The 26760-nt window shown below is 55.4% G+C and carries 21 protein-coding genes; 11 read left to right on the top strand and 10 right to left on the bottom strand.

Going from position 1 to position 26760, the window contains the following annotated elements; all coding sequences use genetic code 11:
- The first annotated feature begins 68 nt into the window (after positions 1-68).
- Entirely contained in the window at positions 69-641 is a 573-nt protein-coding gene (locus tag SH467x_RS05155; protein WP_482370221.1) for a hypothetical protein, read from the top strand.
- Between the two features lie 98 nt (positions 642-739).
- Positions 740-1534 carry a glucosamine-6-phosphate deaminase gene (gene nagB / locus SH467x_RS05150; RefSeq protein WP_482370220.1) on the top strand — a complete coding sequence of 265 codons (795 nt, stop codon included), beginning with the start codon at positions 740-742 and terminating at the stop codon, positions 1532-1534.
- Between the two features lie 79 nt (positions 1535-1613).
- Here nagB and SH467x_RS05145 read toward each other — a convergent pair whose 3' ends face one another.
- Both SH467x_RS05145 and SH467x_RS05140 read right to left on the bottom strand, forming a co-directional pair.
- Complete coding sequence (locus SH467x_RS05145; RefSeq protein WP_482370219.1) at positions 1614-3128, bottom strand: sulfatase; 1515 nt, start codon at positions 3126-3128, stop codon at positions 1614-1616.
- 26 nt (positions 3129-3154) lie between these two features.
- Positions 3155-4624, bottom strand: coding sequence for an alpha/beta hydrolase family protein (locus SH467x_RS05140; protein WP_482370218.1), 1470 nt, complete (start codon positions 4622-4624; stop codon positions 3155-3157).
- Positions 4625-4703: 79 nt separating this feature from the next.
- On the opposite strand from SH467x_RS05140, the gene SH467x_RS05135 reads away from it, so the two are divergent.
- From SH467x_RS05135 to SH467x_RS05125, 3 genes are all read left to right on the top strand, one after another.
- The gene (locus SH467x_RS05135; RefSeq protein WP_482370217.1) at positions 4704-7016 is read left to right on the top strand and encodes a DUF1553 domain-containing protein; all 2313 of its coding nucleotides are present in this window, start codon (positions 4704-4706) and stop codon (positions 7014-7016) included.
- Positions 7017-7288: 272 nt separating this feature from the next.
- Entirely contained in the window at positions 7289-7561 is a 273-nt protein-coding gene (locus SH467x_RS05130) for a DUF4339 domain-containing protein (RefSeq protein ID WP_482370216.1), read from the top strand.
- A 190-nt stretch (positions 7562-7751) separates the two neighbouring features.
- Positions 7752-11918 (top strand): hypothetical protein, encoded by a 4167-nt coding sequence (locus SH467x_RS05125; RefSeq protein ID WP_482370215.1) that lies wholly within the window; start codon positions 7752-7754, stop codon positions 11916-11918.
- 104 nt (positions 11919-12022) lie between these two features.
- On the opposite strand, the gene SH467x_RS05120 is transcribed toward SH467x_RS05125, so the two are convergent.
- Both SH467x_RS05120 and SH467x_RS05115 read right to left on the bottom strand, forming a co-directional pair.
- Entirely contained in the window at positions 12023-12454 is a 432-nt protein-coding gene (locus SH467x_RS05120) for a hypothetical protein (protein ID WP_482370214.1), read from the bottom strand.
- Positions 12455-12513: 59 nt separating this feature from the next.
- Positions 12514-13479, bottom strand: a complete 966-nt coding sequence (locus SH467x_RS05115; RefSeq protein WP_482370213.1) for a DUF1559 family PulG-like putative transporter — start codon at positions 13477-13479, stop codon at positions 12514-12516.
- A 520-nt stretch (positions 13480-13999) separates the two neighbouring features.
- On the opposite strand from SH467x_RS05115, the gene SH467x_RS05110 reads away from it, so the two are divergent.
- Positions 14000-14941, top strand: a complete 942-nt coding sequence (locus SH467x_RS05110; RefSeq protein WP_482370212.1) for a hypothetical protein — start codon at positions 14000-14002, stop codon at positions 14939-14941.
- A gap of 126 nt (positions 14942-15067) precedes the next feature.
- Here the strand turns inward: SH467x_RS05110 and SH467x_RS05105 are convergent, their stop codons facing one another.
- Positions 15068-15991 (bottom strand): alpha/beta hydrolase, encoded by a 924-nt coding sequence (locus SH467x_RS05105; RefSeq protein WP_482370211.1) that lies wholly within the window; start codon positions 15989-15991, stop codon positions 15068-15070.
- Between the two features lie 136 nt (positions 15992-16127).
- Here SH467x_RS05105 and SH467x_RS05100 point away from each other — a divergent pair, with 136 nt between their 5' ends.
- Genes SH467x_RS05100 through SH467x_RS05090 form a run of 3 tightly spaced genes read left to right on the top strand, consistent with a single transcriptional unit; the run spans position 16128 to position 19636 of the window.
- Complete coding sequence (locus tag SH467x_RS05100; protein ID WP_482370210.1) at positions 16128-17879, top strand: alkaline phosphatase; 1752 nt, start codon at positions 16128-16130, stop codon at positions 17877-17879.
- 3 nt (positions 17880-17882) lie between these two features.
- On the top strand, positions 17883-18137 hold the full coding sequence (locus tag SH467x_RS05095; RefSeq protein WP_482370209.1) for a hypothetical protein: 255 nt from the start codon (positions 17883-17885) through the stop codon (positions 18135-18137).
- Positions 18131-19636, top strand: a complete 1506-nt coding sequence (locus SH467x_RS05090; protein ID WP_482370208.1) for an L-serine ammonia-lyase — start codon at positions 18131-18133, stop codon at positions 19634-19636. The genes SH467x_RS05095 and SH467x_RS05090 overlap by 7 nt, the downstream gene beginning before the upstream one ends.
- Before the next feature lie 13 nt (positions 19637-19649).
- Here the strand turns inward: SH467x_RS05090 and SH467x_RS05085 are convergent, their stop codons facing one another.
- From SH467x_RS05085 to SH467x_RS05070, 4 genes are all read right to left on the bottom strand, one after another.
- The gene (locus SH467x_RS05085) at positions 19650-20267 is read right to left on the bottom strand and encodes an anthranilate synthase component II (RefSeq protein WP_482370207.1); all 618 of its coding nucleotides are present in this window, start codon (positions 20265-20267) and stop codon (positions 19650-19652) included.
- Positions 20264-22252 (bottom strand): YjhG/YagF family D-xylonate dehydratase, encoded by a 1989-nt coding sequence (locus SH467x_RS05080; protein ID WP_482370206.1) that lies wholly within the window; start codon positions 22250-22252, stop codon positions 20264-20266. Before SH467x_RS05080 ends, SH467x_RS05085 begins: the two co-directional genes overlap by 4 nt.
- 135 nt (positions 22253-22387) lie before the next feature.
- Positions 22388-23488 (bottom strand): BBP7 family outer membrane beta-barrel protein, encoded by a 1101-nt coding sequence (locus SH467x_RS05075; RefSeq protein ID WP_482370205.1) that lies wholly within the window; start codon positions 23486-23488, stop codon positions 22388-22390.
- A gap of 186 nt (positions 23489-23674) precedes the next feature.
- The gene (locus SH467x_RS05070; protein WP_482370204.1) at positions 23675-24490 is read right to left on the bottom strand and encodes an inositol monophosphatase family protein; all 816 of its coding nucleotides are present in this window, start codon (positions 24488-24490) and stop codon (positions 23675-23677) included.
- A gap of 117 nt (positions 24491-24607) precedes the next feature.
- Here SH467x_RS05070 and SH467x_RS05065 point away from each other — a divergent pair, with 117 nt between their 5' ends.
- Entirely contained in the window at positions 24608-25312 is a 705-nt protein-coding gene (locus SH467x_RS05065) for a hypothetical protein (RefSeq protein WP_482370203.1), read from the top strand.
- 101 nt (positions 25313-25413) lie between these two features.
- On the top strand, positions 25414-26277 hold the full coding sequence (locus tag SH467x_RS05060) for a class I SAM-dependent methyltransferase (RefSeq protein ID WP_482370202.1): 864 nt from the start codon (positions 25414-25416) through the stop codon (positions 26275-26277).
- Between the two features lie 96 nt (positions 26278-26373).
- On the opposite strand, the gene SH467x_RS05055 is transcribed toward SH467x_RS05060, so the two are convergent.
- Positions 26374-26634 carry a hypothetical protein gene (locus SH467x_RS05055; protein WP_482370201.1) on the bottom strand — a complete coding sequence of 87 codons (261 nt, stop codon included), beginning with the start codon at positions 26632-26634 and terminating at the stop codon, positions 26374-26376.
- Between the last annotated feature and the right edge of the window lie 126 nt (positions 26635-26760).

Below are 26760 nucleotides of genomic sequence, written 5' to 3'. Positions count from 1 at the left end.
GACTCTCCGCGTATAGTGTAATCGAATCAGCCTATCCCCCCCTTCCCTCGCTGGAGAATTCGTTTGCTATGCGAAGAATCTTGAACACCGCCCTCCTCGCCTTGTCCTGCTTCACCGCTTCCGCCACGACTTTCGGCCAAGAAAAAGGTGGCGATGCTAAAACCGCTTCTGCAACGTTGACCTTCGCTGACGATGCGCTCACGCTGGTCACCCCCGACACGTGGAAGCAAATGCCGCCAAAGAGCACGGTCATCCAGCACGAGTTCCGCGTGCCCGCTACCGGCGATGCCTTCGCTCGGATCACGTTCTCCATTTCCGGAGGCTCGGTGCAGAACAATATCGATCGTTGGGTCGGACAGTTTGATGGCGCCAAAAAAGACGATATCAAAATGGAAAAGAAAGACATCGGCGCAACCGTTGTCCATTTGGTCGATATCACCGGTACCTACAAGGAATCGATGGGTGGCGGTCCTTTTGCCCCCGGACCGATGAAGAAGCTTGAAAATCATCGCATGCTCGGAGCGATCATCGAACTGAAAAGTGGAACACGAGTCTACGTCAAGGCGACCGGCGCGAAGGATTTGATCGAGTCGACCAAACCGGCCTTTGTGAAAATGGTCGAAGGCCTTAAGACAAAGTAACGCATTCACCGAACGCTGGTTCAATGAAAAGAAAGCCTCCCCGTGCGGAGGCTTTCTCGTTTCCCTATCCCACCTCTCTCCTTGAAGGCTGCTTTAACGTGCGTGTTGTTATTCTTGATTCAACGGAAGAGGTGTCCCGATTTGCCGCGGATCAAGTAGCGAGGGCAATGCAACGCGCACGCGAAACCGGAAAGTCTCCTGTGCTCGGATTGGCGACCGGCGGAACGCCTCTCGGACTTTATAACGAATTGATCCAACGCTATCGCGACGGGGCACTATCGTTCGCCGACGTTTGTTCGTTCAATCTCGATGAGTATGTCGGTCTCCCTCCCGAGCACGATCAGAGTTATCACTACTACATGAAGGAGTCGCTCTTTCGGCACATCGACATCCGAACCGAGAACACGTCCGTTCCTCAAACTTGGAAGTGCGATCTGCCTGCGAGTGCAGAGGCCTATGAAGCGAAGGTCCGCAGCGCCGGTGGCATCGACCTTCAAGTATTAGGCATTGGCACCGATGGCCACATCGGATTCAACGAAGTCGGTTCTTCGCTCGCATCTCGTACGCGACTCAAAACCTTGACGCGCCAAACCCGTAGCGACAATGCGCGTTACTTTGCGTCGATCGACGAAGTCCCCATAGCCGCGATCACGATGGGGATCGCGACAATTCTCGAGGCTCGTTCGATTCTCCTCCTGGCTACCGGAGCCAATAAAGCGAAAGCGGTAGCAGGTTGTGTCGAGGGAGCCGTTTCATCGGGATTGCCGGCGAGCGCACTGCAGCTTCACCCAAACGTCACCATCGTCGTCGATCGCTTCGCCGCCTCGCAGTTGCATCATGCCGAATACTACGAAGACTCCGAACGGGTCCGCGCCAAGCTGCAGCCTGCCTAAGCCACAGCTTCTAGCGAAATCATGCTCTCGAATGCCTTGCGACGCTCGCTACCTGACCAGAGGTACCTGACCAGAGGTCTTATCTAACCGCCGAGCCTTGCCGTCGCGCAGGCTCTCCAGCGCGGACGGCTGGCGGATACTGTTCCAAGATTCGTTGCAGTTCTCGAGCAACTTCAGGTTGTTCGGTTGCAAGATTCCGCGACTCGGCCGGATCGTCTTGATAGTCGTAAAGCTCCAGTTCGATCGCGCCACCTCGATTGCCTCGCCACTCGACCAATCGATAGCGCTCGGTTCGAATCGCTCGTCCCAATTTCTCTTTTGGAAAGACATGGTACGCATGATCGCGGATCCTGGCGGCAGGATCCTGAAGGACAGGCACCAAACTGAGACCATCCATCGCTTGCGGCCCTGTCGGGTGTGGCAATCCCGCCAGTTCCGCCAGCGTTGGATACAGATCCACGCTCTGAGCCAATTGACCGGTCGTCGAACCGGGGGCAATCGATGGCCCGCAAATCACCATCGGAATGCGGTTGGCTTGCTCGTAATTCGTGTGCTTAGTCCAGATGCCATGGTCTCCTAAATGGAATCCATGATCGCTCCAGAAGACAACGATCGTATTTTTCCCTAATTCCAATCGGTCGAACTCCTCCATCACCAATCCCAATTGCGCATCCATGTAGCTGGTGCTCGCGTAGTAACCATGGACCAAATGGCGTTGCAAAGTCTCCGGGAAAGGTGCGACAGGCCCTGGCGGAATAGGCTCGTACGCGGCGATCTCACCGCCTCGCTTTCCAGCGACGGTCGGTGCATCTTTTGGTTCTGTGTGATCGACCGCAAGGGGTAGCGAATGGGGGTCATACAAATCCCAATACTTTCTCGGTGCAGAGAATGGTAAATGCGGTCGTACGAAACCTGCCATCAGAAAGAAAGGCGTCCCCATTTTTTTGCGACGGTCATCGGCTTCCTGGAGTTTCTGCACCATCCGCTTCGCCATTCGACCGTCTGCGTAGGCGTCATCCGGCACGACCGGCGACTCCCAAGCCGCTCCTCGAGGCAGGGAGGGGATCCGATCGAGCGATTGGTTGGTGAAAAGGGCTTCTTCTCGAGTCAATTGCCCCCCACCGGTGCTTGCAGCATCGAGGTACTCGATCACCTTGTCTTTGACGAATCCATGGGGGAACGATTCAGGATCCCCTTCATTGCCGTGCCCAACGTGAAAGACTTTCCCGAGTCCCTCTACATGGTATCCGTGAGATGCGAAGTATTGCGGAAGGGTTACCGCGTCGGGCAGTCGCTCCCGGAGTTTGCTTCCCAGTCCATACAGTCCTGTTGAAGTCGAGTGAGATCCGAGCATCAGCGTGAAGCGGGATGGGGCGCAAACCGCTTGATTGCAGTAAGCTCGTTCGAAGCGCATTCCGCGGGAAGCGAGTCGGTCGATATTGGGGGTCTTGGCAAACGGATCGCCATAACATCCCAAGATTGGTTTGAGATCGTCGACCAAAATCATGAGCACATTCGGACGTTCGTCCGTTTCGCCCAAACAGTGCATCGTCAACATGCACCATGTGAAAAACACCGAGAGGAGTAGGTGCACGGTACTTCCCGCTCTGCGATGGCGCATCACTTGCCCACCTCGCTGCCCACCTCGCTGCGAGGCGAGCGGAGTCCAGCGGTATTGATCGCGACCACTTGATATCGATACTCCTCCCCCAAGAGTGCCGACGCGTCCACGAATCGCATCATTGCCAATGGTTGCACCGGAGTGTCGCTATACGAGCTGCCTTGAAATAAGGGTCTGCCAAAGGGGTTGGTTGGCATCTCGGGCACACGTGCGATCGCTTTCCCATCCCGGATGATCACAAACTGGGCCAGTCCACTTTCCAAATCGGCATCGCACTCCCATTCGATTTGACCACCGGTTACTTTCACGTTTCTGGGGGTTGGCGGCGGGGACTTGTCCTCGATCGATGTATCGATCATGTATTGCATCCATTGGCTGGCGACATCTTCGTTAGGAAGCCAGTTGGTGGTCTTCATCTCCCCTGAAAAGCTCGCTGCGGGCATCGCTTCCACTCGGGTGGGATTCGAGGGTTCGAAGAGGGCCACCCAAGCTTGATCGCCCGGCATCACCTGCATTGGAGCTCCTTCTTCGCGAGGAAGTCGGTGCTCCAAGCAAGCGTCTAACCAAGCGATCGCGAGATACCGTTGATTGCCGCACTCATGGCTGGTTTTCGGGTCGATCGAAAGGCTGGCCAAGCCGCCTCGCGTGCGCAATGCCACGAAGAAAGATTCCACACCGCCCCAAACTCGGGCGAATCGTCCTTCTTTGTCGGTGACACCTTCTTTCGTACCCAGATTGCACATGATGGGTACTGTTGTGACCCCATCATGAAGTTCCCATGGAGCGGGTTTGTCACCTTCGGAGCGAATGGGAGGGACCCCTGAGCGCAACCAAGCCGCCACAACGCGATCGGGATGGAGAATGGCCATGCCACCTGCCCAATGCCCTCCTCCGCTGTGCCCCCACAGAGCCCAAGGGATCGAACCGAGTTCGGGATGGCCTGTCGTTGCACCGAGGTCCAGCAAGGCCTTTTGGAACGTGGCATCCGAACCGTTGCGAGGATCGCACCAGAGTTTGCAGTCCGCAGATTCCGGCTGCTCGTAGACTGGGCTGAGCAAGGCGCAGTCATGCTTCTTGGCCAACGCTTGCCAATGCAGGTCCATCGCCCCGGTCTGTCCTGATTTGCAGGAGCCTTCTCCGCATCCATGTTGATGGACGACGACACCTCGCAATCGCTTCACACCCTCTGGTATCCAAATGGTGAAGTTCGAGGCGAATTGCAAGCCACCCTCGATCTCGCTCTTTTCATAGCGAACACGATAGAGAGGCGGATGGATTTCGGGAGGGTGGTCGTAGGGCGTTTCCTGACCGATCCCAATCGAACTCCAAACGATTCCAGCTAAAACGATTCCGCCTAGATGGTGTAGAGCGAGTAAATAGGAACCGATGCGCATAGTGGGAGTCACCTGGGTGGGTGCAGAGGAATTGGAGAGGAACGAGGGGCAACCGTGGTACAGCGGAGGGCTCATCGACTAGAATAGACGAAGGTGCTTGCCCTCGACACCTCCCCATTCATGAAAAGTCCTACCGCAACCTCTCCTTGCCGCCATGAAAAACTTGAGCCCCGCATTCGGTCTTCTGCACCCAACGCGAATCTTCATCCTTTGGTCGGTGGTTTTCGTCTTCGGTGCTTGGATTCCGTCGCCAGCAATGGCGTCCGAACCGTCATCCCCTCCCTCCCCACCAACCATCGCTGCCGAATCGCGAATCGAGTTTGAGAACCATGTTCAGCCGATTCTCGCGCGGTATGGCTGCAATATGGGGGCATGCCACGGTGCTTTGGCTGGCAAAGGGGGATTCCGGCTTTCGCTGCGCGGATACGATCCCGTCACCGATCACTTGAACATCACCCGCCAAGATCGCGGGCGACGCATCGATCTCTTGCAACCCGAAGCATCGCTTCTCCTAGCAAAACCAAGCGGACTCATCGAACACAAAGGAGGGGTGAGACTTCCCGATGATTCCGAGGACTATCGCATCCTCGCGAAGTGGATCGCGCAAGGAGCGAAGGGGCCTGATGCCAACACACCTGCATTGGAGCGAATCGAGGTGCATCCCGAGCAATCGACCCTGGCCCTCCAACAATCCCAAAAGCTGACCGTCCGAGCGCATTACAACAACGGCCGAATCGACGATGTGACGCGATGGGCCAAGTTCACTTCGACCGACGAATCCATTGCGACCGTCGACGAACATGGGCAGATTCAAGTGTTGGGGCCAGGGGAAGGTGCTGTAGCGGTTTGGTTCTCGAGCAAGATCGCTTTGGCGCGGATTCGAGTTCCTTTTGCCCCGCCTACAACTCAGTCCCCGACCTCCATCGCGGAGTCATCGGAATCCCCGATCGATCGGCTGGTTCATTCGCAATTGGCTTCCCTGGGGCTCGACGCATCACCGTTGTGTAGCGATAGCGAGTTTTTGCGACGCTCTTCGCTCGACACCACCGGTACCCTTCCTACCGACGAGCAAGTTCGCGCGTTCTTGGCCGACAGCGATCCGGATAAACGAGCCAAGTGGATCGAGCAATTGCTGGCCAGTCCCGCGTTTGTCGATTACTGGACCTATCGTTGGAGCGATCTTCTGACCCTCAATAGCAATCTGCTGCGAGCTGACGGGATCAAAGCCTATTACCAATGGATTCGTGGGCATGTGGAACGCAATACCCCATGGGATCAATTCGCACGCGAGATCGTTACCGCGCGCGGCGAAGCTCTCGAGAACGGCGCTACAAATTTTTACGCCATCAATCAAGACCCAGAAAGCATGACCGAGAACATCTGCCAAGCGTTCATGGGGCTCTCGATTGGGTGTGCCAAGTGCCATAATCACCCGCTCGAAAAGTGGACGAACGACCAGTACTATGCCATGGCCAACATGTTCGCTCGCGTCCGCGCAAAGGGTTGGGGAGGCGAGGTTCGCGATGGCGACGCACAGCGAACGCTGCTTGTTCTCGACCGCGGTGATTTGATCCAACCACTGCGAGGTAAACCGCAGCCCCCCGCTCCCTTGGATGGCGAAGCTTTGGATCTCCACTCTCCGGACGATCGTCGTATTGCGTTGGCTGATTGGCTGACATCTCCGGAGAATCCGTACTTCACACGTTCCATCGTCAATCGCGTTTGGGCGGCTTATTTCGGAATCGGCATTGTGAATCCGGTCGATGATATGCGAGCCAGTAATCCAGCCAGCAATCCAGCCTTGATGGACCACCTTTGTCAGGAACTGGTCGCATCGAAATACGATCTGAAGCAACTCATGCGAAGTATTCTCCTTTCGCGAACGTACCAGCGGAGCAGTGTGACGACGGAATTAAATCAAGCCGACCGCAAGTACTTCTCCCACTACTATCCACGCCGCTTGATGGCGGAAGTCATCCATGACGCGATCGTCGATGTCACGGCTGTCCCGACGATCTTCGACAAAGTGGCTTTCTTGGGAGGAGACAAGCGAGCCACAAAGTTTTATGCGAAAGGAACGAAAGCGATTCAGTTATTCGATTCCAGCGTCGACAGCGATTTTCTGAAAACGTTCGGTAGGAATCAGAGACGTATCACTTGCGAATGCGAACGGAGCGATGAGCCGAGTATCATACAAGTTCTCAATCTCAACAATGGCGATACGCTCAACAACAAGCTGGCGGCAACCGGTAGCATCGTCGACCAATTGCTCAAGGCTCACTCCGAGGATCCCGACAAACTCATCGAAGCGGCCTACGTTCGATGCTTGTCACGCCTTCCAACCGAGACAGAGATCAAGGCTTTTCGGGACGAATTGCAAGCGGCCACGGGAGACGACAAGCGAATCGTCGTGGAAGACATCCTCTGGAGTCTTTTGAGCTCCCGAGAGTTCCTCTTCAACCACTAGTGGCTTGTTATGCGTGAGTCGAATCGATCGAGCCTTCGATAGGCTGAAGACTTTCAAAGTGGAAAGATGCCCCATGCTCCCTATCCGAATAGGCACGGAATACCGAACCGTTTTCATAACGCAACGGCCTGGAGAGTAAGGCAAACCGACTCAGAATTTGTTCACCAGAATGCAGCTTTATCCACCCCGAAGCCTAGGATGGAGGGTTAGTAAGTTGTGACGTCCGCTATCACCCGCCGCCGTTTTAGGTCCTACCCAGGGGGAGTCAGGAAATGTCAGCCGACTGGTTCTTTATGAAGAAGGGATTCTTAGGAAGCAAAAAAATTGGCCCGATCGCCGAATCCGATTTCCTCCATCGCATTGAAAAGGGTGAGATTTCTCCTGAGACAATGGTCTCGAGCACCAGTAAAACGCATGGACATTGGGTGCATCTCCGCGAGATCCGGGCTGGGGTTAAATTCTGGAACAAAACGCACCCGAAAGCGACGGTCACCTCGGACCCACCGAGTTCGTCCAATCCGGATTCTCCCCCAAGATCTGAATAGCCAGGGGTTTTTCTGATTTCTGCTCGGCGTTCGCCGTAGTGTATCGGGCATGGCGAAAGAACCGACCACCCAATTACGGGTGGGAAATCTCCCGGTCGCCAGGTAGCTTGCGGGCTATTGCGGCTTCCGCGATTGGGAGTAGGAACTTACCATTAGCGATGTCTTGGCACGCTTGGTGAGGGAGTTACGGGTGACGAACACAGGAAACGTGGATCGACGGGACGAGGACCTGGCCCATGTTCTCGGATACTTAAATTTTTCTTCCGGCAAATCCGATCCCAAATCGCTCGCCGCGCTCAATCGTCTTTATAGTTTGGCGGTCGCTGGGGCACCGGAGCAGTTCAAGCCGTTCACGGGGCTCCCACCTTGGATGACGATCCAGCAGTGGTTGCAGGACCGTTTGGTAGGGTTGCGATCCGAGAAGGAGATCTTTCGCGAGAGCGATCAAGCGAACCAAGTGTTGCAGATCGTCTGGCTGCACCTGCTCCCCGAGTATTTGGATTTCCACAGCGATCTGCTTTTCCACCAAGAGCCCGAGGGGTTGTTCAACGGATTGTTTCTGGGCCGGGCCATCGAAGCCGTTTTGCAACAAGGTGCTCCGTGGGCGGACGTTGATCGCATCGTTACCGGCGCGATCGACGCATTGAATGATTACGTCGGCTATCGGCCGGTCGCGGTCTTGGAAGGCCGTCGGTTGGAACCGTATCCGCACGAATGGTTGAGACCGATTCCCCTTTACATTCGGGATGTGGGCGTCGCCTTTGGGCCTTACTACGAGATCATTTCGCGCGCGTTGGCGATCTTAAAGAATACGTCGCCGCAGATTCTTCGGGATGCGCAGTTCGATCCCGATCATCTCGACGAGTTGGCATTGGATCCGCGAGCCTATGACTTTGATCATCCGGTCAACAAACGGCCGAATTATTATTTTGGCCAATGGGACCCACATCTCATGGACGGGGACGCCAATTACCGACGATTCGTGCTCCAGCAAGTCACCGTGGATGCGTTGCTGGCCAGGGTGATGCAGGAAAAAGAGTTGCCTCGCGACCAGTTGCTGACGGAAGCCGCTGCGGTATTGGCTGGCACCATGTTGATGGCGTCTGGAATTTCTGGCGGGAACGCGAACGCATTCTCGTCCAACACCACGCTCATCCAATTGTTGGGGCATATCGCGAATTATCGCGATCATTTTTACACCGAGTTTTTAGACTCCGTTACCGGTCCGCATCTGGAACGCCTGCGAGCCGAAGCTGCCATACGCCGTCAACCCTTGGGTGGAGCACGTCAGCAGCTCAATACGAACCTGGCACGACTGCGAGCATCTCAGCTGGAGCATGTTCAGCTAGCCCGCATCTTTGCACGCATGGGGAGTGCCAACGCGGCCAAGGAAGAGTCGGACGATGTGCAGGTCCCCTCCGCACGCATATTGTGTCGAATCGATTGTCTGTTGACGATTGGAAACCAGCTCCTTCGGCGGGGCGAGTTTCAAAGTGCTGCGGAGATTCCGGATCAAATCTTCGACTGGATCGAACGTGGTATCCAGTGTGGCGCTTTGGTCGATCCATGGAATATCCTTGGTTTTTCAGGAAACTTCCCCCGGTTTGTTGGAACGGATTCGACCGTCTCGGACGAGCGTGTCGAAGAGCTTGTCCAAATCATGGAGCAGCTCTTCGGTTTCATGTCCCGTCTATGGCGAGAGGGGTCGGCGACAGACGAGCAAGAAATGTGCTCGCGAACAGAGCAGCGATTTCGCACGATCGCAAATTGGTGGCGTAAATACGCGGCGCACCAAGTCGGCGATGTGTCGGCGACGGATCCACAGGATGCGCTCGAAAGTTCGCAATTGGTATCGCGAGCGTTGCGTCTGTGGCATCAAGGGGTCGCGAGCGCGGGAGACATTCGATTTTGGGCCCCGCACGCGGAGCTGTTCGATAGCCCGAAAGCTTATGCGTTGGTCATTGAGGCCTTGTTGGACCGCAAGGACTTTATCGGCGCGATGGCTTTGCTAGTGCATTGGCTTAGCCAGGCAGGGCGGGTCGGTCTTCAAAGCGGGAATACCTCCTACTCCGATCTGGCGCGAACGTGGTTGGAGCAGCTTATGGAGTTTCAGCACTCCGGAGCTGCGGTGGACGCTCCCAAAATCGAATCATTCGACGAATCGAAATGGCCGACGATCGAAAAGTTCTTCGATTATTTGGAAGCGAACGGTGAGTCATACTGGGGCGTTCCCGACTTTCGATTGGCTGAGAAAACCAACAAGAAGCGGCCGAAGAAAGACCAGGATTTATTAGCGGCGGGGAGAGAGGATGAGGAGGGAGACGACGACGCCGCGCCCTCCCTCTACGGCGCCGCCTACGAAGGGGTGACGTACGAAGACAGCACCGACGATGGTGTCGAAGGCCCCATTTTTGAGCAGGACGAAGGAACCTCCGAGGAACTGATCGCGGAGTCGAAGCGATTGGGAGAGCATCTCACTTTTCTCGTCGCCTTGGCCCAGATGTGGAAGCTGGTATCTCAGTCCCTGCAAACGCTTCAATCGCAGCGAGACGAGGACTGCAAAACCAAAGCACAGATTGTCGAGGCCCTACAAAGGTGGAGCGAGCATTGTCTCGCCAATCGGGATGGATTGATACGATTGCTGGATCAAGTTCAATCGTATTCCATCGCTCGCGGCGGTACCGACACGGATTCGATGGCTCGGTATGATCGCAAACGTGTCGTCAAAGAGTCTTTGATGGAGAGGATTCTGGCGACAGCCGTAGAGACCGCCGATGCGAGCCGGTTGCTGATCGGTGCCGTTCTCGCATTGACCGATAACAAAGAGAGCATCGCATCGCTTCTCGGCAATGCACCTCGCGATGAATTGCTGACAGTCGAGTTATTTGGCAATTTGATGGCGGGCAGGCGAAGCCGGGTGGAGGATGTCTTCCCGGACTTCATTTCTGTCCTCCGTGATCAGAAGCTGCTTTATGTTTCCTTGGCCCGCGGTGGGGATCCACGAGAGATTTTGATCGCGCGTGTTCGCCGACGTGCACTGAGCCACTTGCTCACGTGGCTCCCTCGACAGGGACTCTTCTACCAGGCCTGCAGGTTGGTGGATACGGCCCGGCACATGGAACACAGCAATCCGGTCGGACATGGGGCCGTGACCGAATTCGATGACTTGTTCCAGATCGCATTCAAGTCGATGGTGCGATGTTTGGTTCGCAACGCTTACCACTGGCAATCGGATCCGAAAACCAACGTCGTTCGCGAAAAGAGGGCTGGAAGGGCTCTTAGCGGAAAGAAACCGAAACTGGAGTCCCTCGAACTCGATGCTTTGGTGGACATGAATCCTCCAGAACCAGATCAAGATCTTTTGGTCCCCTTGCTGGAGCAGCTCACTGAAATCCTGTTGAGCAGTTGGCTATCCCATTCGCGGACCTTGCGATTGAGTGTGCTGGAGACCATCGACGGTTCCGGTTCTTGGAAGCAGCTCTGCACCTTCATCCAAAAGTATGGCAAGGGACTGTTTACCCAAGGCTTTTTGAAACTTTCGAACGTACGTGCCATTCTTCATCAAGGTGTTGGGCAGTATCTCGGACATGCGTTAGAGAACCGCGACAGCGAGGAGCTGGCTCCACTGCTCGATGCGCTCGAGTCGGGGGAGATCACGATCGAGGAAGCGCAACGGTGGCTGTCGGTCGTATTCGAAGCGATCATCGATCACTATGCCGAATACAAAGACTACAACAGCACCACCACGCAATCCGACCGCGGCGAGATGCTCTACATGCTTCTGGATTTTCTGAGGCTGCGAGTTCGTTATGACCGGGTTTGTTGGAACCTCAAACCGGTTTTCTGGGCACACGAAGTCCTCGTGCATGCCGGCTGTCAAAGTTCGGCACAGCAATGGCGCCGGGCGCTTGCGGAACGGGTTGCACCCGAGTCGGATCAGTACTTGGAACGGCTGCAAAAGCTGCAAGAAGCTTATGCGATGAAGATGCCGACGGTTGCAGATCGATTGAACGAGCGATTTGTGAAACCGATGACCATCGATCGAATGCGGGCGTTGATACGCCCCGCGATCAGGCAGTTGCGAGCAAGTGAAAATGAAGAAAGCCGCGCATTCGACTTGCTCGTCAAAGAAGCGCACTTGATGATGCGCGAACCGACGGGCGTGGGGTTGGACATACCCGCTTGGTTGCTGATGCTCGAGGAAGAAGTCGACCGAGTGCTACAGAACAACCGAGTCTATCCTCAGGTGCAGCGACTGGAAAAATCTGTTCCTGCGGTGGTGATCCCCCATTCGCAGATTCTCGCGCAGCTCAATGCGGTGATGGCACATAACCGCACTCTTCGCGGCCCGCACTAATACCCGATGCGGCTACAATAAATAACCTTCCCAGGTTTCGCCTGCGAATCCCTAGGAAGGTGGAGTGTGAATAGCAGTGGAATGAGAGAGCCTTTTGTTTTCGGCTACTTCTGAGGCTTCGGTGGATCGCCTGTTAGAGCAAAATCTAGGTTCTCTTCCGATTTGTCAATCGTGGCGGTCAGGGGGGTAAGATGCGCCGCGTTGTATGTTTCCGGGGTCACGGTTTTAAAAACCTGTCGCATCGGGCTATCCGGGACTCCCTGATATTCTGGTTCTTCTCCCACTAACTTGTTTCCCAGCACAAGAACTTTCTTGCGCCCAGGCATAACGATGGCGGTGTACTTTCCGTTTTGGATCGTTCCTCCACCAGTCGCAGCAACTCCATCCTCGGCGACGAAGGTAATCGATCCGCCTTCGATGGGCTCACCGTTGATCGTGACATGCCCCGAGATCGTGAGTTCGGGATTGCGTGAACCACATCCTGAGATGAAGCCGAGGATCGCGAATGTGGGTAACCAAAAGACAAACGTTTTCATATCGAAGTTTCTAGAAGGAGTCAGAATCAATTAGCAGGAGAGCCATCAAAACGCAATGACTACTCTTCCAATGTTGAGACTTCCCCACCTCGACCGGAGAGTAAAGCCACCCAAGCGTTTTGGTCAATGTTTTGGCTCATGAATCGAACCGAACCATCGCACAAGCTAAGAGATACTCCACCCGTATGGCGACTTCGCGCCCCGATTTGGTATTCGGTATTTCCAGCGACTTGCGAACAGGGAGTGATTCGATAGGCTGCGCTGGCGACATTCATTGTATCAGGTAGGCATCGACGGATCTGGTCCGGGCTCTTGGAGTTCGGGGTGAGAATGGACATGAATCCTGGGCTACCCTCATTGTTCAGAATGTCACCGCGATTATCGTTCACGGTTCCCGCCCCGACGATGATGATTTCAGAAAAGCAAGCGGTGTTGGACAGTCCGTCCGAAATCTGTGACATTTTGTAAACGTGCCCTACTCCGAATGGCGATCCGGTGAAGATGGCTTGATCCGCTGCACTTTGGTGCAAGTGCGTGTTCCCCATGTTGACGACGTAGTTGCCTAGAACTCGCCAGTATGTATCCGCTTGCCCTTGATCAGCCCGACCGATATCCGAAGGGCACGCGTAAGAGGGGAGCCATTGGCGATAGGTGGCTAGATTTGGGGCTTGATAAAAGTGCATATTGAAGTCGTATTGGTCGAACAGTGCATTCTGCTCGATATACGGCCAGAGTTCGGTAGGCCATGAAATGCGAAGGTATGTGCGGCCGTTTTGAACGCGTCGTACATCCGGGTTGGCGCCGATCGAGAAAAAGCCGCGTTTGGCATCGGCGTGATTGTGCAATGCCAAGGTCCATTGCTTCAGATTGTTGGTGCACTGCATTCTTCGAGCCGCTTCGCGAGCCGCTTGAACAGCAGGGAGTAACAAACCGACCAAAATGCCAATGATGGCGATAACCACCAACAATTCGACCAGCGTAAATGCTTGTCGAGTCCGAGTCTTTCGAATCGTTAACCGAATCATGAACAAAAACCTGAGGTGTGAGAGGGAGGGAAGGCGTGTTGGGTGGCACTCAGCACGCCACATTGGCAATGAAATAACCCTAAATCAGGAGCCTTCGAAGGCGACTCATTCTGATCGACAGATTCAATCGATGCAGCACGACATCTTGGCGTAGGTGTTTTGTTTTGAAACCCTTTGCATTGCGAACGTCTCGCTCTGGGCTCCAGTAGGGGACTCTCATTGAGCTTGATGGATGAATCGGGTTACATAATCAATCCCAATTCATCGGGCCCCTTCCGTTTTCGCTAGTCGCTGCGGTCGGAGTATTCGACATCTTTTACACAGTCCGCACTCATCGTTTTGAGCGGGATCGAGCGTGGAATACTTTTCCTAAGTATCACGTTCCGCGCGGTTTGCGATGTTTCTGGAGAAGAGAGGCGATTTCGATTGTTGGCAAGCGCACCAGATGGGGTACCTTCACGGGTCGCGATGCTCGCTTGAGCGAAGCAGTTCGAACCCCCATCTCTCAAATACGGTCTACATGATTACGTCGCCAATTCATGATGAAAACGAGTCGCAGCTTGTTGACGCGAAGCACGAAAGCGGCTTGAACGTCGCGGTAACGGTCGTCGATGCTGTCGACATCGGTATCGAGTCCTCGACGGCAGAGGTCATCCATGCGGAATCGCCTGTCCTCGATGAACAATCTCAAGCGGTAACGGCACCGTTCGTCGGCCAGTGGAACACATTGGTCAGCCAAACGAACTGGGAAAAGGGACGCATTATCGCCGAATGGCGAGCTGCTTTGGTCGACTCCGGTGCACCTGTTAGTTCGTACAGCGATGAGACTTGGAGCAAGCAAGTTGGTGGTGTTACGAGCCAGCATGTCGGGCGATTGCGACGTGTTCACGAGCGTTTTGGTGCCGCGCAAGGCTCTTACAGCGGATTGTACTGGAGTCACTTTCTAGCCGCCTTGGACTGGGACGATGCAGAACTCTGGCTGGAAGGAGCTGTGCGCAGCGAATGGAGTGTTTCTCAGATGCGCAAGATGCGTTGGGAGACAGCCGGATCGGACCCCAAACACGCGCCCAAAGATGAAGAGTTGATCACCTCGGAGGTCGACGGAGATTATGATCAGCTGGTCGAGGAGCCCGAGGTGGAATCGGACCGGGAAGATGACGATCGGATCAGCGCATCGGGACCGCTTGCAGAAGGCCCCGACTTTGGCGAAGAGGACCTTGGATCAGACAGCGAGGCAGGTGTCGGGGTTCAAAGCGAAGATGTCGCTTGGTCGGACGCGGATAACGAAAGCGACATGGGAAATCCGTTTGCGAGTTTACCCGAATTGCCACCCGACGTCGCGGATGCATTGGAGCAGTTCAAGCTCTGCATCGTTCGACATCGGGCCAGTCAATGGGCGGACATGTCCCAAAAGACGATGCACGATGTCCTCGGCGCCTTGCAGCAATTCGCCATGCGGTAGCAATTTGCCATGCGGTAATAGAGGGGAACGTGGCGTTGCACCCGTCGCATTCAGGCCTGTTGCTTTCAGGCCTGTTGCTTTCAGGCCTGTTGCGTGTTGGTGCAACCCAGCTCCATCGGTTGAGTCTTAGTTCTTGGATTTGCACTGCAGCTTGAGCCATGGCTCGGCTGCACGGGTCCAATCGGTGACCGGCACATCGTCGATATGACGGATGCCATAACCGTGACCCCCTCGGTCAAAAAGGTGAAGTTCGCATGGTTTATTCACTTGCTTGAGCGCTTTGGCCAGAGCGATGCTGCTGATAGGGGTGACGGGATCGTCCCAGGTGTGGACCATGAAAAAGGGTGGGAGATCGGCGGCGTTTGGATGCTTGCGAGGATCGAGTTCCGGCTTCAACTCGTCTTTCTCTACCAAGTAAGCGGGGTAGACGAGCATCGAGAAATCGGGTTTGCAGGATAGGTTATCGATTTCATCTTGCTTCTCGTAATGGTCTTGATGGAATTGAAGCGAGAGGCGCGCCGCGACTTCCCCGCCTGCGGAAAAACCCATGACTCCCAATCGTTTGGGATCGATGCCCCATTCGGTCGCTTTCGATCGAACAACACGCAGGGCTCGCTGCGCGTCTTGCAAGGCTGGAAGGCATTTGAAATCGGGATTGGTCGACGGAACCCGATACTTGAGAACAATCGCATGGATTTGTAGGGAGTTAAGCCATTGGGCCAGTTCAGTCCCCTCCAAATCGTATGCCAGCAAGCGGTGCGCTCCGCCTGGGCAGATCACCACAGCTGGAGCGGCTGAATTGGCGTTCGCTCGGTACACAACGAGTTCAGGGGACGTAATGTCGGTAGTCAGGTAGATAGGATTTCCTGCGACCATTTTCTTTCCACCTTCGGTGAACTCCTTTTCTGGAAGCTCGTCGTTGACCCCAGGCGCTTTGCCAGGCCAGACCTTGACCACCGTTGGTTCTGCCGCAGGGAGCAGCGACGACGGTAAAGAGGCGGTGATCGCGAGGAGTCCGGAGAGGAAAAAGAAAAGGGGACGACGTTTCATCGTTCAAATGTCCTGAATTGGGAGAGGGAATTCCTCAGTGGCTTCATGGATATTTCTCGCCAGGAGGATTGGCAACCAAGGTACGAGCGACGATTATACAGCTTTCCAACCGACTCCTACCTATCGATCGCAAGTCATGAAAGCGCACCTCCGAATCCTACCTTTGGGCTCTCTAGCCCTTTTCGCCGCCTCATCCAGCGTCGATCCGTCTCACGCATGGGCTCAAGAGCGCCCCCAGAATCCGCCCAAAGCGGTCTCCCCCAAAGTGGAGTCCACCCAAGCAAGCGAAGCGAAAGACTCAGATACGACCAAGGAGGAGCCAGAGATTGTTCCTCCTGCAGGAGAATTGGATCGCATCGGACAATTGCAGGAGACCGCTATGAGCACCAAGACAGCGTCCTGGGGCCATTGGGGAAACCGTCCGAAAAGCTATACCGCTTGGACGAGCCACTCGAATCGATTGATCCCGGTTTATGTCTACGGCGGTTCCTTTGATTCCTACATGAACGAGGGAAGCCTTTATCGGAACGAAGAAAAGATCAAGGAGTTGTATGGCCGCCTGCCCCCCAACACTCTCAATGCTGAAGCGTCCTACGCGGATCAGACCGACATCTACCGACTGCAACGCAAGAGTATGGAGGAGCTTGGAAAGAAATACGTCTTCCTCGTCGTGTTTGACGGGATGGACTGGCAATCGACTCAAGCGGCGGCGATCTACAAAAGTGGAAAGATCTACACCGAAGGAAAAGGAAGCGGACTCCTCTTTCAGGATTACACCGGTGCACCGAGTAGTTATGGTTATGTCGTCACGGCTCCTTATGCGGATGAGGTTGAAACGGATGTCGATGCGCAGCTCAATCTCAAACCGCTCACCAAGTTCGGGGGGTATGATTCGAGATTAGGAGGAACCGCTCCGTGGGTTCCAGAAACCGATATCGACTATCCCATCGGCCGATCGAAGATCACTCCGCATGCCTACACGGACTCGTCTTCTTCCGCGACCTCTCTCACCGCCGGGGTGAAGGCCGTCAATGGGGCCGTGAATCTCGACGGCGAGATGAAAGAGGTCGAAACCATCGCCCGCTGGGCTCAGCGCACCAAGGGATTTGCGGTAGGTGCCGTCAGCAGTGTTCCCATCTGCCATGCCACACCCGCGGCTGCTTACGCAGCGAATGTCAGCCGAGACGATTATCAGGACCTTAGCCGGGATTTGCTTGGATTGCCTAGCGTATCGCGGAAAGAGAATCCCCATCCTGGACTCGACGTTGTGATCGGCTGCGGGTACGGCGAAACGGCGGCCAATGGAGCTGGCCAAGGTGCGAACTTTGTTCCAGGGAATCGCTATTTGGCGGAATCGGATCGGGAGCGGGTCGATATCGCCCATGGCGGCGCGTATGTCGTCTCCCAGCGAACACCCGGAAGGAAGGGTGCGGAGGTGTTGTTCGAAGGAGCGGCCAAGGCTCGTGAGGGTGGGCATCGGTTTCTCGGGTTCTTCGGTGCAAAGAATGGGCATCTCCCATTCCGAACCGCCAACGGAGACTACACCACGGCCCTCGATGCGAAACAAACACGCGAGCTCTACAAGCCAGAGGACATTGAGGAAAACCCATCCCTTGCTCAGATGACCGAGGCCGCAATTTCCGTACTGGAAAAGGATCCTGAAGGTTTTTGGTTGATGGTGGAATCGGGAGATGTCGATTGGGCGAATCACGCCAACAACATCGACAGCTCCATCGGTTCGGTCCTGCAAGGGGAAGAGGCGATTGGAAAGATCTTTCAATGGATCGAATCCAAAGACCTTTGGAAGGACTCGCTTGTCGTCATCACCGCAGACCATGGACACTATTTCCACTTGACCGACCCCAGCGTCCTCCTTGAGAAGCCATAGCCAATGTCCACGCGATGCCGACATGACTTGAACGGATCGATCTCGCAACTGCAGAGCACTCTGGGCCGTTGGCGTGAAGCCAAGGCTTTGGTTTCGGAGTCCTGGTCCGATCAAACCGCGGCCAAGTTTATGGAAGAGAGTTTGGGAGGGACCGAGGAAATCCTGTCGAGAATGCACGCACAGTTGCTGGAAGCCGCGGAGCTGGTTCGCGCGCTGGAGAAGCGAGTTCAAGACATGGATGAATCGGCATCGTGGTAAGCATCTTTGAACTGTTCAAAATCGGAATCGGCCCTTCCAGTTCGCACACCGTCGGTCCAATGGTGGGTGCATGCCGATTTGCAAATCAAGCCTTGGAGTTTCTCGGTTCCCATCCGCCCGTGGCGGACGCATCCCTTCGAGTGGAGGTGGAACTTTTTGGCTCGCTGGCTTTAACTGGCATCGGACACGCAACCGACATTGCAATCCTGGCTGGTCTCTCCGGCCATCTCCCGGCGACCAGCGAGCCGGAGGGGATTGCGAAGAGGGTTTCTGACATCCGCGCGACCCAAACGTTGCAGTTGGGAGGGAAACGAATGCTCCCGTTCCTGGAATCGAGAGATCTCCTCTGGAGGCGCAACGATTTCCTACCGGAACATCCCAACGGGTTCCGAATCAAGCTCGTTACGAGTAACGAGTCGGCCGACGATCTCGAGGCTAATCGCGGAAACGGAGAAGTCCTTTTCTCCGATGAATACTTCTCAACAGGAGGAGGTTTTGTCTATAGTCGCGAAGAGTTGAGTCGCCTTCGAGCCACTCAAGTGGCCGAGACCGCATCCGAAGACTCGAAACAAACCGATGCGCCGTTTCCCTTTCGTTCCGCGAAGGAGTTGATGGCAATGTGCCGAACGGCAGGCAAGACGATCGATGAGATTGTCGACGCGAACGAACTGGTGCACCGAAGCGAGGAAGCGATCGTCACGGAGTTGGGAGCGATCTGGCAGGTGATGCGACGCTGTATCGATCGAGGGTGTCAAACAGCTGGATTGCTCCCTGGGCCATTGGGTATCTCGCGACGGGCGCCGCGCATCTTTCAGCAGTTGACCCATCGATTCAACGAGAATCTCGGTTGTCCCAGCGAGCTGGAGAATCATCCCGAGCGAGATTCGCTATTGACCGACCCATTGCAGCAATTGGATTGGGTCAGTTTGTTTGCTTTGGCGGTCAACGAAGAAAACGCTGCGGGTGGCAAAGTCGTTACTGCACCGACCAACGGTGCGGCTGGGGTCATCCCAGCTGTGTTGGCATACTATTTGTACTTTTACCCCAACTCGTCCATCGAGGGGATGCACAAATTCTTCAAGACGGCAGGGGCTGTCGGGCTTCTTTACAAACGAAACGCTTCCCTTTCGGCGGCCGAAATGGGATGTCAGGGAGAGGTCGGAGTGGCCTGTAGCATGGCGGCAGCTGGATTGGCTGCGGTGATGGGCGGGACCATTGAGCAGATTGAGAATGCTGCGGAGATCGGTATGGAGCATAATCTCGGCCTCACGTGCGACCCGATCGGCGGCTTGGTCCAGATTCCATGCATCGAACGGAATACAATGGGAGCGGCCAAAGCGATCAACGCCGCGCGGCTCGCCGTTCTCTATGGGGATGGAAAGCATTTTGTATCGCTCGATCGAGTTATCGAAACCATGCGACAAACCGGAGTCGATATGCAGCTCAAATACAAAGAGACCTCTCTGGGTGGTCTCGCAGTGAACGTGGTGGACTGCTAGAACGACGGATGAATTAGCGTTCCTGTGCGCCGAAGTCGTCATCGAGGTTCTCGCGGCTTGATAGACCGGCAAGATGGAGGAAGTTTGCCAAGAGTCGGTAGCCAAAGCGGGTGAGGATCGACTCAGGATGGAACTGTACGCCATAGATAGGATAGTCGCAGTGTTCCAGGGCCATGATTTCGTCTTCGTCGCTCCAAGCGGTGATCCTCAGAGTGGATGGTAGGGAATGTCGCTCGACGATCAGCGAGTGGTAGCGAGCGACTTCGTACGGAGTGGGAATGCCGTCGAACAACTGGGAGGGGGCATGATGGATGCGCGACGCTTTGCCATGAACAGGGCAGAGCGCTCGAACGACCGTCCCCCCGAATGCTTGACCGATCGCCTGATGCCCCAAACAGACTCCCAGGATGGGAATCGTGGGTCCTAGGCGACGGATCGCCTCCAAAGAGCACCCCGCATCGTTAGGGGTCTTGGGCCCCGGTGAGACTACCATGGCGCTCGGAGAAAGTTTGGCGATCGCATCAACGCTGATCGCATCGCTTCGAACGACAAGTGTTGGATGACCGAGGCGCTGCAGATAGCGATCCAGGTTGTAGACGAAGCTATCGTAATTGTCCAAGAGCAGAATCATGGCGTGGAGGATAGGGCTTTCTCACCCGCTTCCAGTGTTTGGATGATTCGTTCGACATCGTAGACACAGCCTCCCCAAGTACCACCGCTTACCTTTTGGAGCGCTGCCCAAAGCCGGCTATCGTCGGGTAATCGAGGGTCCGGAGCCAGCCCAGGGTGGATGGGTCGGGAAGCCAGGATTTCCGACCCGCGTGCAGGATCAAACGATTGGCCATCGCAACCGATGAAATGAATCGTTGCGTGAAGGGATTCGCGATCGATGACGATTTCGATGGTATCCCCATCGCGGAGCTTGCCGATCGGACCACCCGCGAGGGCCTCCGGTCCTGCATGACCAATGCATGCACCGGTGCTCACCCCCGAGAATCGGGCGTCGGTGATCACGGCGACATGCTTGCCATACTCTAGGTGTTTCAAGGCACTGGTTAGCTGGTAAGTTTCTTCCATCCCGGTACCCATGGGGCCACATCCGATCAAAACGGCGATATCCCCTTTTTGAAGCGGTTGAGGGTGTTTTCCTTTGGCGGCGGCGACGGCTTCCTTTTCGCTAGTAAAGACGCGAGCGGGTCCCGTTTTGCGATAGACACCATCGGCATCGATGACGGTGGGATCGATGGCCGTCGATTTGATGACCGAGCCCTCAGGGCAAATATTACCGGTGGGGAAGCAGATAGTGCTCGTAAGGCCCATTTGCAGCGCGCGCGACGGAGGAATGATGACTTCATCTGGATCGACCCCATCGCGGGCCTGGAGCGCCTCGCGGGCAGCTCGCCGTCGATCCGATTTTCCCCATGCGTCCAAAATCTCGTGCCAAGTGTGTCCGGTAACCGTCCTCGCATCGCATCGCGCGATTCCGAGTTCGCGGAGGTGCCACATGATCTCGGGAACGCCACCCGCCATGAACAACCTGACCGTCGGATGGTACTTGGGACCGTTCGGCAATACATCCACGAACCGCTTCACCCGCTTGTTGGCTTCCGTCCACATAGCCAGGCTCGGGCGTTCCAATCCCGCAGCAAAGGCGATCGCGGGGACATGGAGCAGTAGATTGGTGGAACCGCCGCACGCAGCATGCACGGCAATTGCATTCCAAAAGGAGTCTTCGGTGAGGATATCTCGGAGCGAAGTCTTTTTCGCGACTTGATCCCACAGGGCCGAAGCGGAGTTGCGAGCAATATCGAGCCAGATAGGTTGACCGCTCGGAGCGAGAGCCGCATGGGGGATCGTCATCCCAAGGGCCTCCGCAATCACTTGGCTCGTTGCTGCGGTACCCAAGAATTGACAACCGCCCCCAGGGGATCCGCACGCCCGGCAACCGGCGATTGCGGCATCTTCTAGCGTCATGACGCCGTGGGAGAATCTCGCTCCGATCGTTTGGACTTTGCCAAGATCTTCCGCTTCGCGGGCCGGGAGAGTCACGCCCCCCGGAACGACGACGCTTGGAAGATGGGACGTGCCTGCGAGGGCGAGCATCATCGCGGGAAGACCTTTATCGCAGGTCGCGACTCCAAGGACCCCTTTGCGTGTCGGAAGGGAGCGTATCAAGCGGCGAAAGACGATGGCCGCATCGTTGCGATAGGGGAGAGAGTCGAACATGCCGACGGTTCCCTGCGAGCGACCATCGCATGGATCGCTCACAAAGCCTGCAAAGGGAACCCCTCCGTGGTTGCTCAGCCACTCCGCGGCCGCACGCATGAGCAGGCCCACTTCCCAGTGACCCGTATGGTATCCCAAGGCGATCGGCTTACCATCCTCGCCACGGATACCCCCTTGCGTACTCAGCAGGAGGAACTGCGGTCCGAGCATTTTTTGGGGATCCCAACCCATGCCAGCGTTCTGGGTCCAGCCGAATAAATCACCGCTGGACCAATCGGTGAGCATTTCCGCCGTCAGGGGTAGCGCCCCTTGAGGCCCCTCGCCAAGCGTGGCGGTTTCCGAGATGTTCGGTGTGTTCAACCATTGATCCAGCGAGTAGGTAGCGTTCATGGTGTTGGCTTGCTGAAGAGTCCATAAAACGAGCGAAGGCAACTCGAGACCGAGTTGCCTTCGCTGAGGATGGCTTTAGATTGTAATCGCGGTTGTGGCTGCGAGAACCGCAGCCACGAGAACCGATGGTGGAACTTATCTGTTGAGGGCGACGCCGAACGTGAAGCCTGGCATGATCAAGTGTTGGTCGTTTAGATCTTGATTTCCACCCTCGGTGACTGTGGCACCCCGCCAAATGCCTCGTCCGTAGTAAAGCATCTGGAAACCGGCTCGCACGTCCAAGTACTTGGTCGCTTTGTAGGCACCTTCGACGCGGAGGTCGAATCCAAGAGTCGATTCTTGGTTGCTGCGACCCGAGTAGGTGGTGCCGGTACGGTCGTTCTGTTGGACGGGATCATCCCCCGCAGCAATATCGGTGGTGAAGTACGACGTGATCGACTCGTTGATCGTTCCCTGGCTCTGGAACACGTGCCCCGCGAAGACTTTGGCGTCGTTCGAGAACGTCCAGCGACGAACCTGCTTGGTGTATCGGAACCCGATTTGACCGAGAACCATATGGTTGTTCGTCGTCACGTACTCTCGAAGGAGCGTTTCCGCGGCGAGATCGGTACCGAATTCGTTTGGCAGAATGGGGAAGTCCACGTCGTACGTGTCGTTTCGAGCGCTGTCCCGGAAATGTGCGTAGCGGATCCCGATCATCGGTTCGAGGATCCCTCCGTAGCGGTAGGGTTCGAGCCGCCATACTTTGTTGGCTTCGAAGCTCGCGTAGTTGCCGACGTTGACGCTGTCGGCGATTTCGTAGATTCGATCTTCAAAGTCAGCATCGGTTTCATCGATGAACGCGTTCACGCGGTTCTGTTCATAGATGTTGTAGGCGTTCGGACCCGAGATGTTCATGATGGAGAACATCCAGCCCTTATCGTCTTCCTTCATCCAGCCGAAATCGAAACGATTTCCCCAGGTGAAGTCCATTTCATTGGACGCAGCTTCGGTTGCCGATCGGGTGACTCCGGTATGGACGCGATCGTAGGTTGCGTAGAACCCTTTATTCGCTCGCTGCCGGGCGGACAGGTCCTCCATATCCTGGAGTTGCACAGGAGCAAAGAACTGCCAATCCGGGTCAAAGTTCATCGGCACAGCAGAGGGATGGTATCCATTCTGTGAGAAGGCAACTGGACCCGCGACAGCCATCGCTGCCATCACAAACATTCGTATCGTACGTTGTAACACGGACATAATGACGCTTCCACCGTTCCCATAGGCTTAGCACGATGCGTTCGGGGTTTCCGAACGAACGCAGAAAATTGGGTTATGCTGCTAGTATCGGAACTGCCGGTCCGTGAAGTTGAATCGGTTTAGGTAAACCCTGCCGAAAAATCGGCTGAATCCTTTGCTAGCACGTGGAGCGAATGCGCCGGCTGCCTACGTTCCCAAGGCTTGAATCATCAACTGTTGAAGCTCAATAGAAGCCACGGCCAGATATTCCCCTCGCCAGATCGTTGTCTTTTCGCCGCAAAGGTCCGAAAGGACGGCCCCGGCTTCCTCGACGATCAAGGCCCCGGCTGCAACATCCCAAGGTTTGAGACGATTGGCCCAGTAAGCGTCGAGCCTCCCTGCGGCGACATAGCAAAGGTTCAATGCCGCAGACCCAAGTCGTCGGATGCTCTGGCTTTGCTCCAGAACATTCAGAAACTGCTCGACTTCGGGGGAGTCTCGGTGAACCTGCGGCGGAAAGCTGACCGCGACCATCGCGTCTTCCATTCTGCGGCACCCGGAGGTGTGGATGGGGACGCCATGGAGGTGGGCACCCTCCCCTCGGACGGCGCTGAAAAGCTCGCGGGAGATCGGGTCGTAAACAACACCTAACCAGACCACATCCCCTCGAACCAAAGCGATCGACACCGCGAAATTCGGCAAGCGATGGACATAATTGGCGGTCCCATCCAACGGATCCACCACCCAAGTCCACGGGGTTTCTCCACCGGAGGTTGCTTCGTCCGAAAGTCCATGGGCTCCGAGTTCTAACCCGCTCTCCTCCCCGATGAAGACGTGATCGGGGAATGCGGTCAGCAGGACCGATTCGATTTCCTTTTGGGCTGCGATGTCGGCGTCGGTGACCAAATCCTTCGGACCTTTTTCACGCACCGATGCGGTAAGCAACATATCGTCCAAAATACGCCCGGCTCGAACCGCTGCATCCTTGGCGACAACCAAGGCATTCGATAAAGAAAATTCCATCGGTAAACTTGGGTTGGGTTAGACGTTTCGTTTCTTGTTTCCAGATCCCTTGCGGGGTATCGTATCGGATCTTTGAGAAATCTGAAAACGACGGATGGGAAACGGAGCAAATCGCCGATGAGCTGGATCCTTCATGATCAAGAGGGCCAATGGGAAGCCGGGGATTGGATGGTGCGTGTAGCGCTGCAATCGAACCCGCATGTTCGGTTTTTCCATCACGGCGAATATCTTTGGGGGGCATCGATATGCCCTACCGATCCTTCCATTTCATCCACTCCCCGTTTGACACAAACAAACAGCCCGGATTCGCCCTCTTCCGATTTCGCCCAAACTAGTTACCCCGCATCCGATTGCTATGTGCGAGGTGAGGATTTGGTGGCTGCCTACGCGGAGCGTGCTCCACTTCCTTTCGCTTACCAAGTCTACTTCTGTGCGATGCCGAGCGATTCCCAACGCCTTTGTTTGGAGCTTTGGCTCAGTGTTCAGACATCCACCTTGGAGGCTCATCCCACCCTCCTTCTGAATCTCGATAGTGGGGCTGGAGTAAGTCAATCTGTGGCGTCCACCGAGACACCCGGCGTCGTAGCTTTTCGCAGCGGGACCGCGGGGGTTGTTGTTCATCCACTGGATCAAAAGGATGTGTCGATCGACGCCACTTCCCACGCCAGCGCGCCGATCAAAGCCTTTGGTGGTTTCATGGAAAAGGGCGTCATCCGACGCATGCGGCTTCAACTCGTGACCAGCGGAGCGGTAATAGCTCCCAGTGAGTGGGGCGAGATTGTTTCGGAGTTTGCCGCAAGTCCCCTCCCGTTGACCGCGTAGCGACTCGTCGTTCGCCCGAGTTCGGATATGTTGTAGGTGTGTGTTCCCAATGGATGATCTGGTATACGAATTTTATATTTCTAATTGATGGAGTTTGAGTTTTGGCCAAGACGACTGCTGCAACCGCTGCAAAGACCTCTTCGAAGAAGAGTACAACGACAAAAAAAGGAACGGCGACCAAAGTAAAAACAGAGACGATTCGGTCTTGGTACGACTATCCGGAGTTGTATGAGTTGGGGTTTCTCGAGGAGACCCCCACCGAGTCTCGCTTCTTGATGAATGTCTTCGATAAGTATGTTCCGTTCCCAGTCGAGCGGGTATTGGAGACGGGATGTGGATCTGGAAGGCTCATCTGCGATATGGCAAAGCGGGGATTTGCGATGACGGGGTTGGATCTCAACCCAACCTCGCTCGACTATTGCCAATCGAAACTGGACAAGGAAGGGTGCCGAGCGGAGTTGGTCGTAGGGGATATGACCCAATTCCACTTTGACAAACCCTTTGACGCGGTTGTCAACGCAATCAACACTTTTCGACATTTGGAAACCGAAGAGGCTGCACTTGCTCACTTGAACTGTGTTGCGGATCACTTGAAGCCTGGTGGCGTGTTCGTCCTATCGTTGCACTTGCTCCCCCGCGGAGGGGATTTGTGGGGGACGGAGCGATGGACTGCGAAGACCGATGACATGTCGATCTACTATGCATTGACCGTCGTGGAAACGAGCATGAAGACTCGGCTGGAGAAGCTTCGCATCTCGATGCTTGTGAAGAAGAAAGAGGAATCGTTCCGTTTGGCCGATCACATCACATTGCGAATCTATACGGTCGATCAGCTCAAGAGTTTGTTGGCCAAATGCCCCAAACTCAAAATCGCAGGCGTTCATGACTTCTGGTACGACATCGACTCGGCGCAGAAGTTGAATTCGAACGCATGCGACACGATCCTCGTCTTGCAACGCGTTTAGCTGGTATCCCTTTCGCGCGGAATGAGCAGTTCTTGAAACGAAAAGAGCTTGGTGTAATACCAAGCCCTCTTGCCGTTCGTGTTTAGATAGATAGGCCTATCGGAACCATGGGCTCCAAGCCCGCGCCTTGAGCACTTTGGGCTGCGATGTGGTCGCTTTGGGCTGTGACACGATCGCTCTGGGCTGCGATACGCGACTTTGGCTTCTTGCGGAAGCTGTCGATTTGCTCTCAAAGAACCCCTTTTCTGGCTGGGTTTTCCTGGAAATGGGGTCCCTTACTTTCGCGTCCGCGGGAGCGACAATCGACAACATCCCTGTTGCAACAACTGCTGCGACGATAATACGAATCGTCCTCATAGTAACTCTCCTCTTGTTTCGCATGTTCCGTTCTTAGCGAAGCAACTTACATTCGCTTTATGAGACGTCTTCATCGCAACTGGGATACCGAACGGCAGAAAGCGGAGGTGTCCGTTTTAAAATGGT

The organism is Brakhagea slesvicensis (assembly GCF_052161625.1).
Classification (GTDB): Bacteria; Planctomycetota; Planctomycetia; order Pirellulales; family Pirellulaceae; genus JBKCUI01.
The sequence above is the reverse complement of the archived record's forward strand: the minus strand, read 5'-3'. Positions and strand labels throughout refer to the sequence as shown.

Bases quoted from the DNA above. Each gene is read 5' to 3' on its own strand.
- SH467x_RS05085 (WP_482370207.1), bottom strand. From the start codon at position 20,267: ATGATTCTGCTCTTGGACAATTACGATAGCTTCGTCTACAACCTGGAT.
- SH467x_RS05075 (WP_482370205.1), bottom strand. From the start codon at position 23,488: ATGTCCGTGTTACAACGTACGATACGAATGTTTGTGATGGCAGCGATG.
- SH467x_RS05070 (WP_482370204.1), bottom strand. From the start codon at position 24,490: ATGGAATTTTCTTTATCGAATGCCTTGGTTGTCGCCAAGGATGCAGCG.
- SH467x_RS05130 (WP_482370216.1), top strand. From the start codon at position 7,289: ATGTCAGCCGACTGGTTCTTTATGAAGAAGGGATTCTTAGGAAGCAAA.
- SH467x_RS05065 (WP_482370203.1), top strand. From the start codon at position 24,608: ATGAGCTGGATCCTTCATGATCAAGAGGGCCAATGGGAAGCCGGGGAT.
- SH467x_RS05095 (WP_482370209.1), top strand. From the start codon at position 17,883: ATGTCCACGCGATGCCGACATGACTTGAACGGATCGATCTCGCAACTG.
- SH467x_RS05155 (WP_482370221.1), top strand. From the start codon at position 69: ATGCGAAGAATCTTGAACACCGCCCTCCTCGCCTTGTCCTGCTTCACC.
- SH467x_RS05080 (WP_482370206.1), bottom strand. From the start codon at position 22,252: ATGAACGCTACCTACTCGCTGGATCAATGGTTGAACACACCGAACATC.
- SH467x_RS05110 (WP_482370212.1), top strand. From the start codon at position 14,000: ATGATTACGTCGCCAATTCATGATGAAAACGAGTCGCAGCTTGTTGAC.
- SH467x_RS05135 (WP_482370217.1), top strand. From the start codon at position 4,704: ATGAAAAACTTGAGCCCCGCATTCGGTCTTCTGCACCCAACGCGAATC.
- SH467x_RS05115 (WP_482370213.1), bottom strand. From the start codon at position 13,479: ATGATTCGGTTAACGATTCGAAAGACTCGGACTCGACAAGCATTTACG.
- SH467x_RS05055 (WP_482370201.1), bottom strand. From the start codon at position 26,634: ATGAGGACGATTCGTATTATCGTCGCAGCAGTTGTTGCAACAGGGATG.
- SH467x_RS05105 (WP_482370211.1), bottom strand. From the start codon at position 15,991: ATGAAACGTCGTCCCCTTTTCTTTTTCCTCTCCGGACTCCTCGCGATC.
- SH467x_RS05100 (WP_482370210.1), top strand. From the start codon at position 16,128: ATGAAAGCGCACCTCCGAATCCTACCTTTGGGCTCTCTAGCCCTTTTC.
- SH467x_RS05120 (WP_482370214.1), bottom strand. From the start codon at position 12,454: ATGAAAACGTTTGTCTTTTGGTTACCCACATTCGCGATCCTCGGCTTC.
- SH467x_RS05140 (WP_482370218.1), bottom strand. From the start codon at position 4,624: ATGAGCCCTCCGCTGTACCACGGTTGCCCCTCGTTCCTCTCCAATTCC.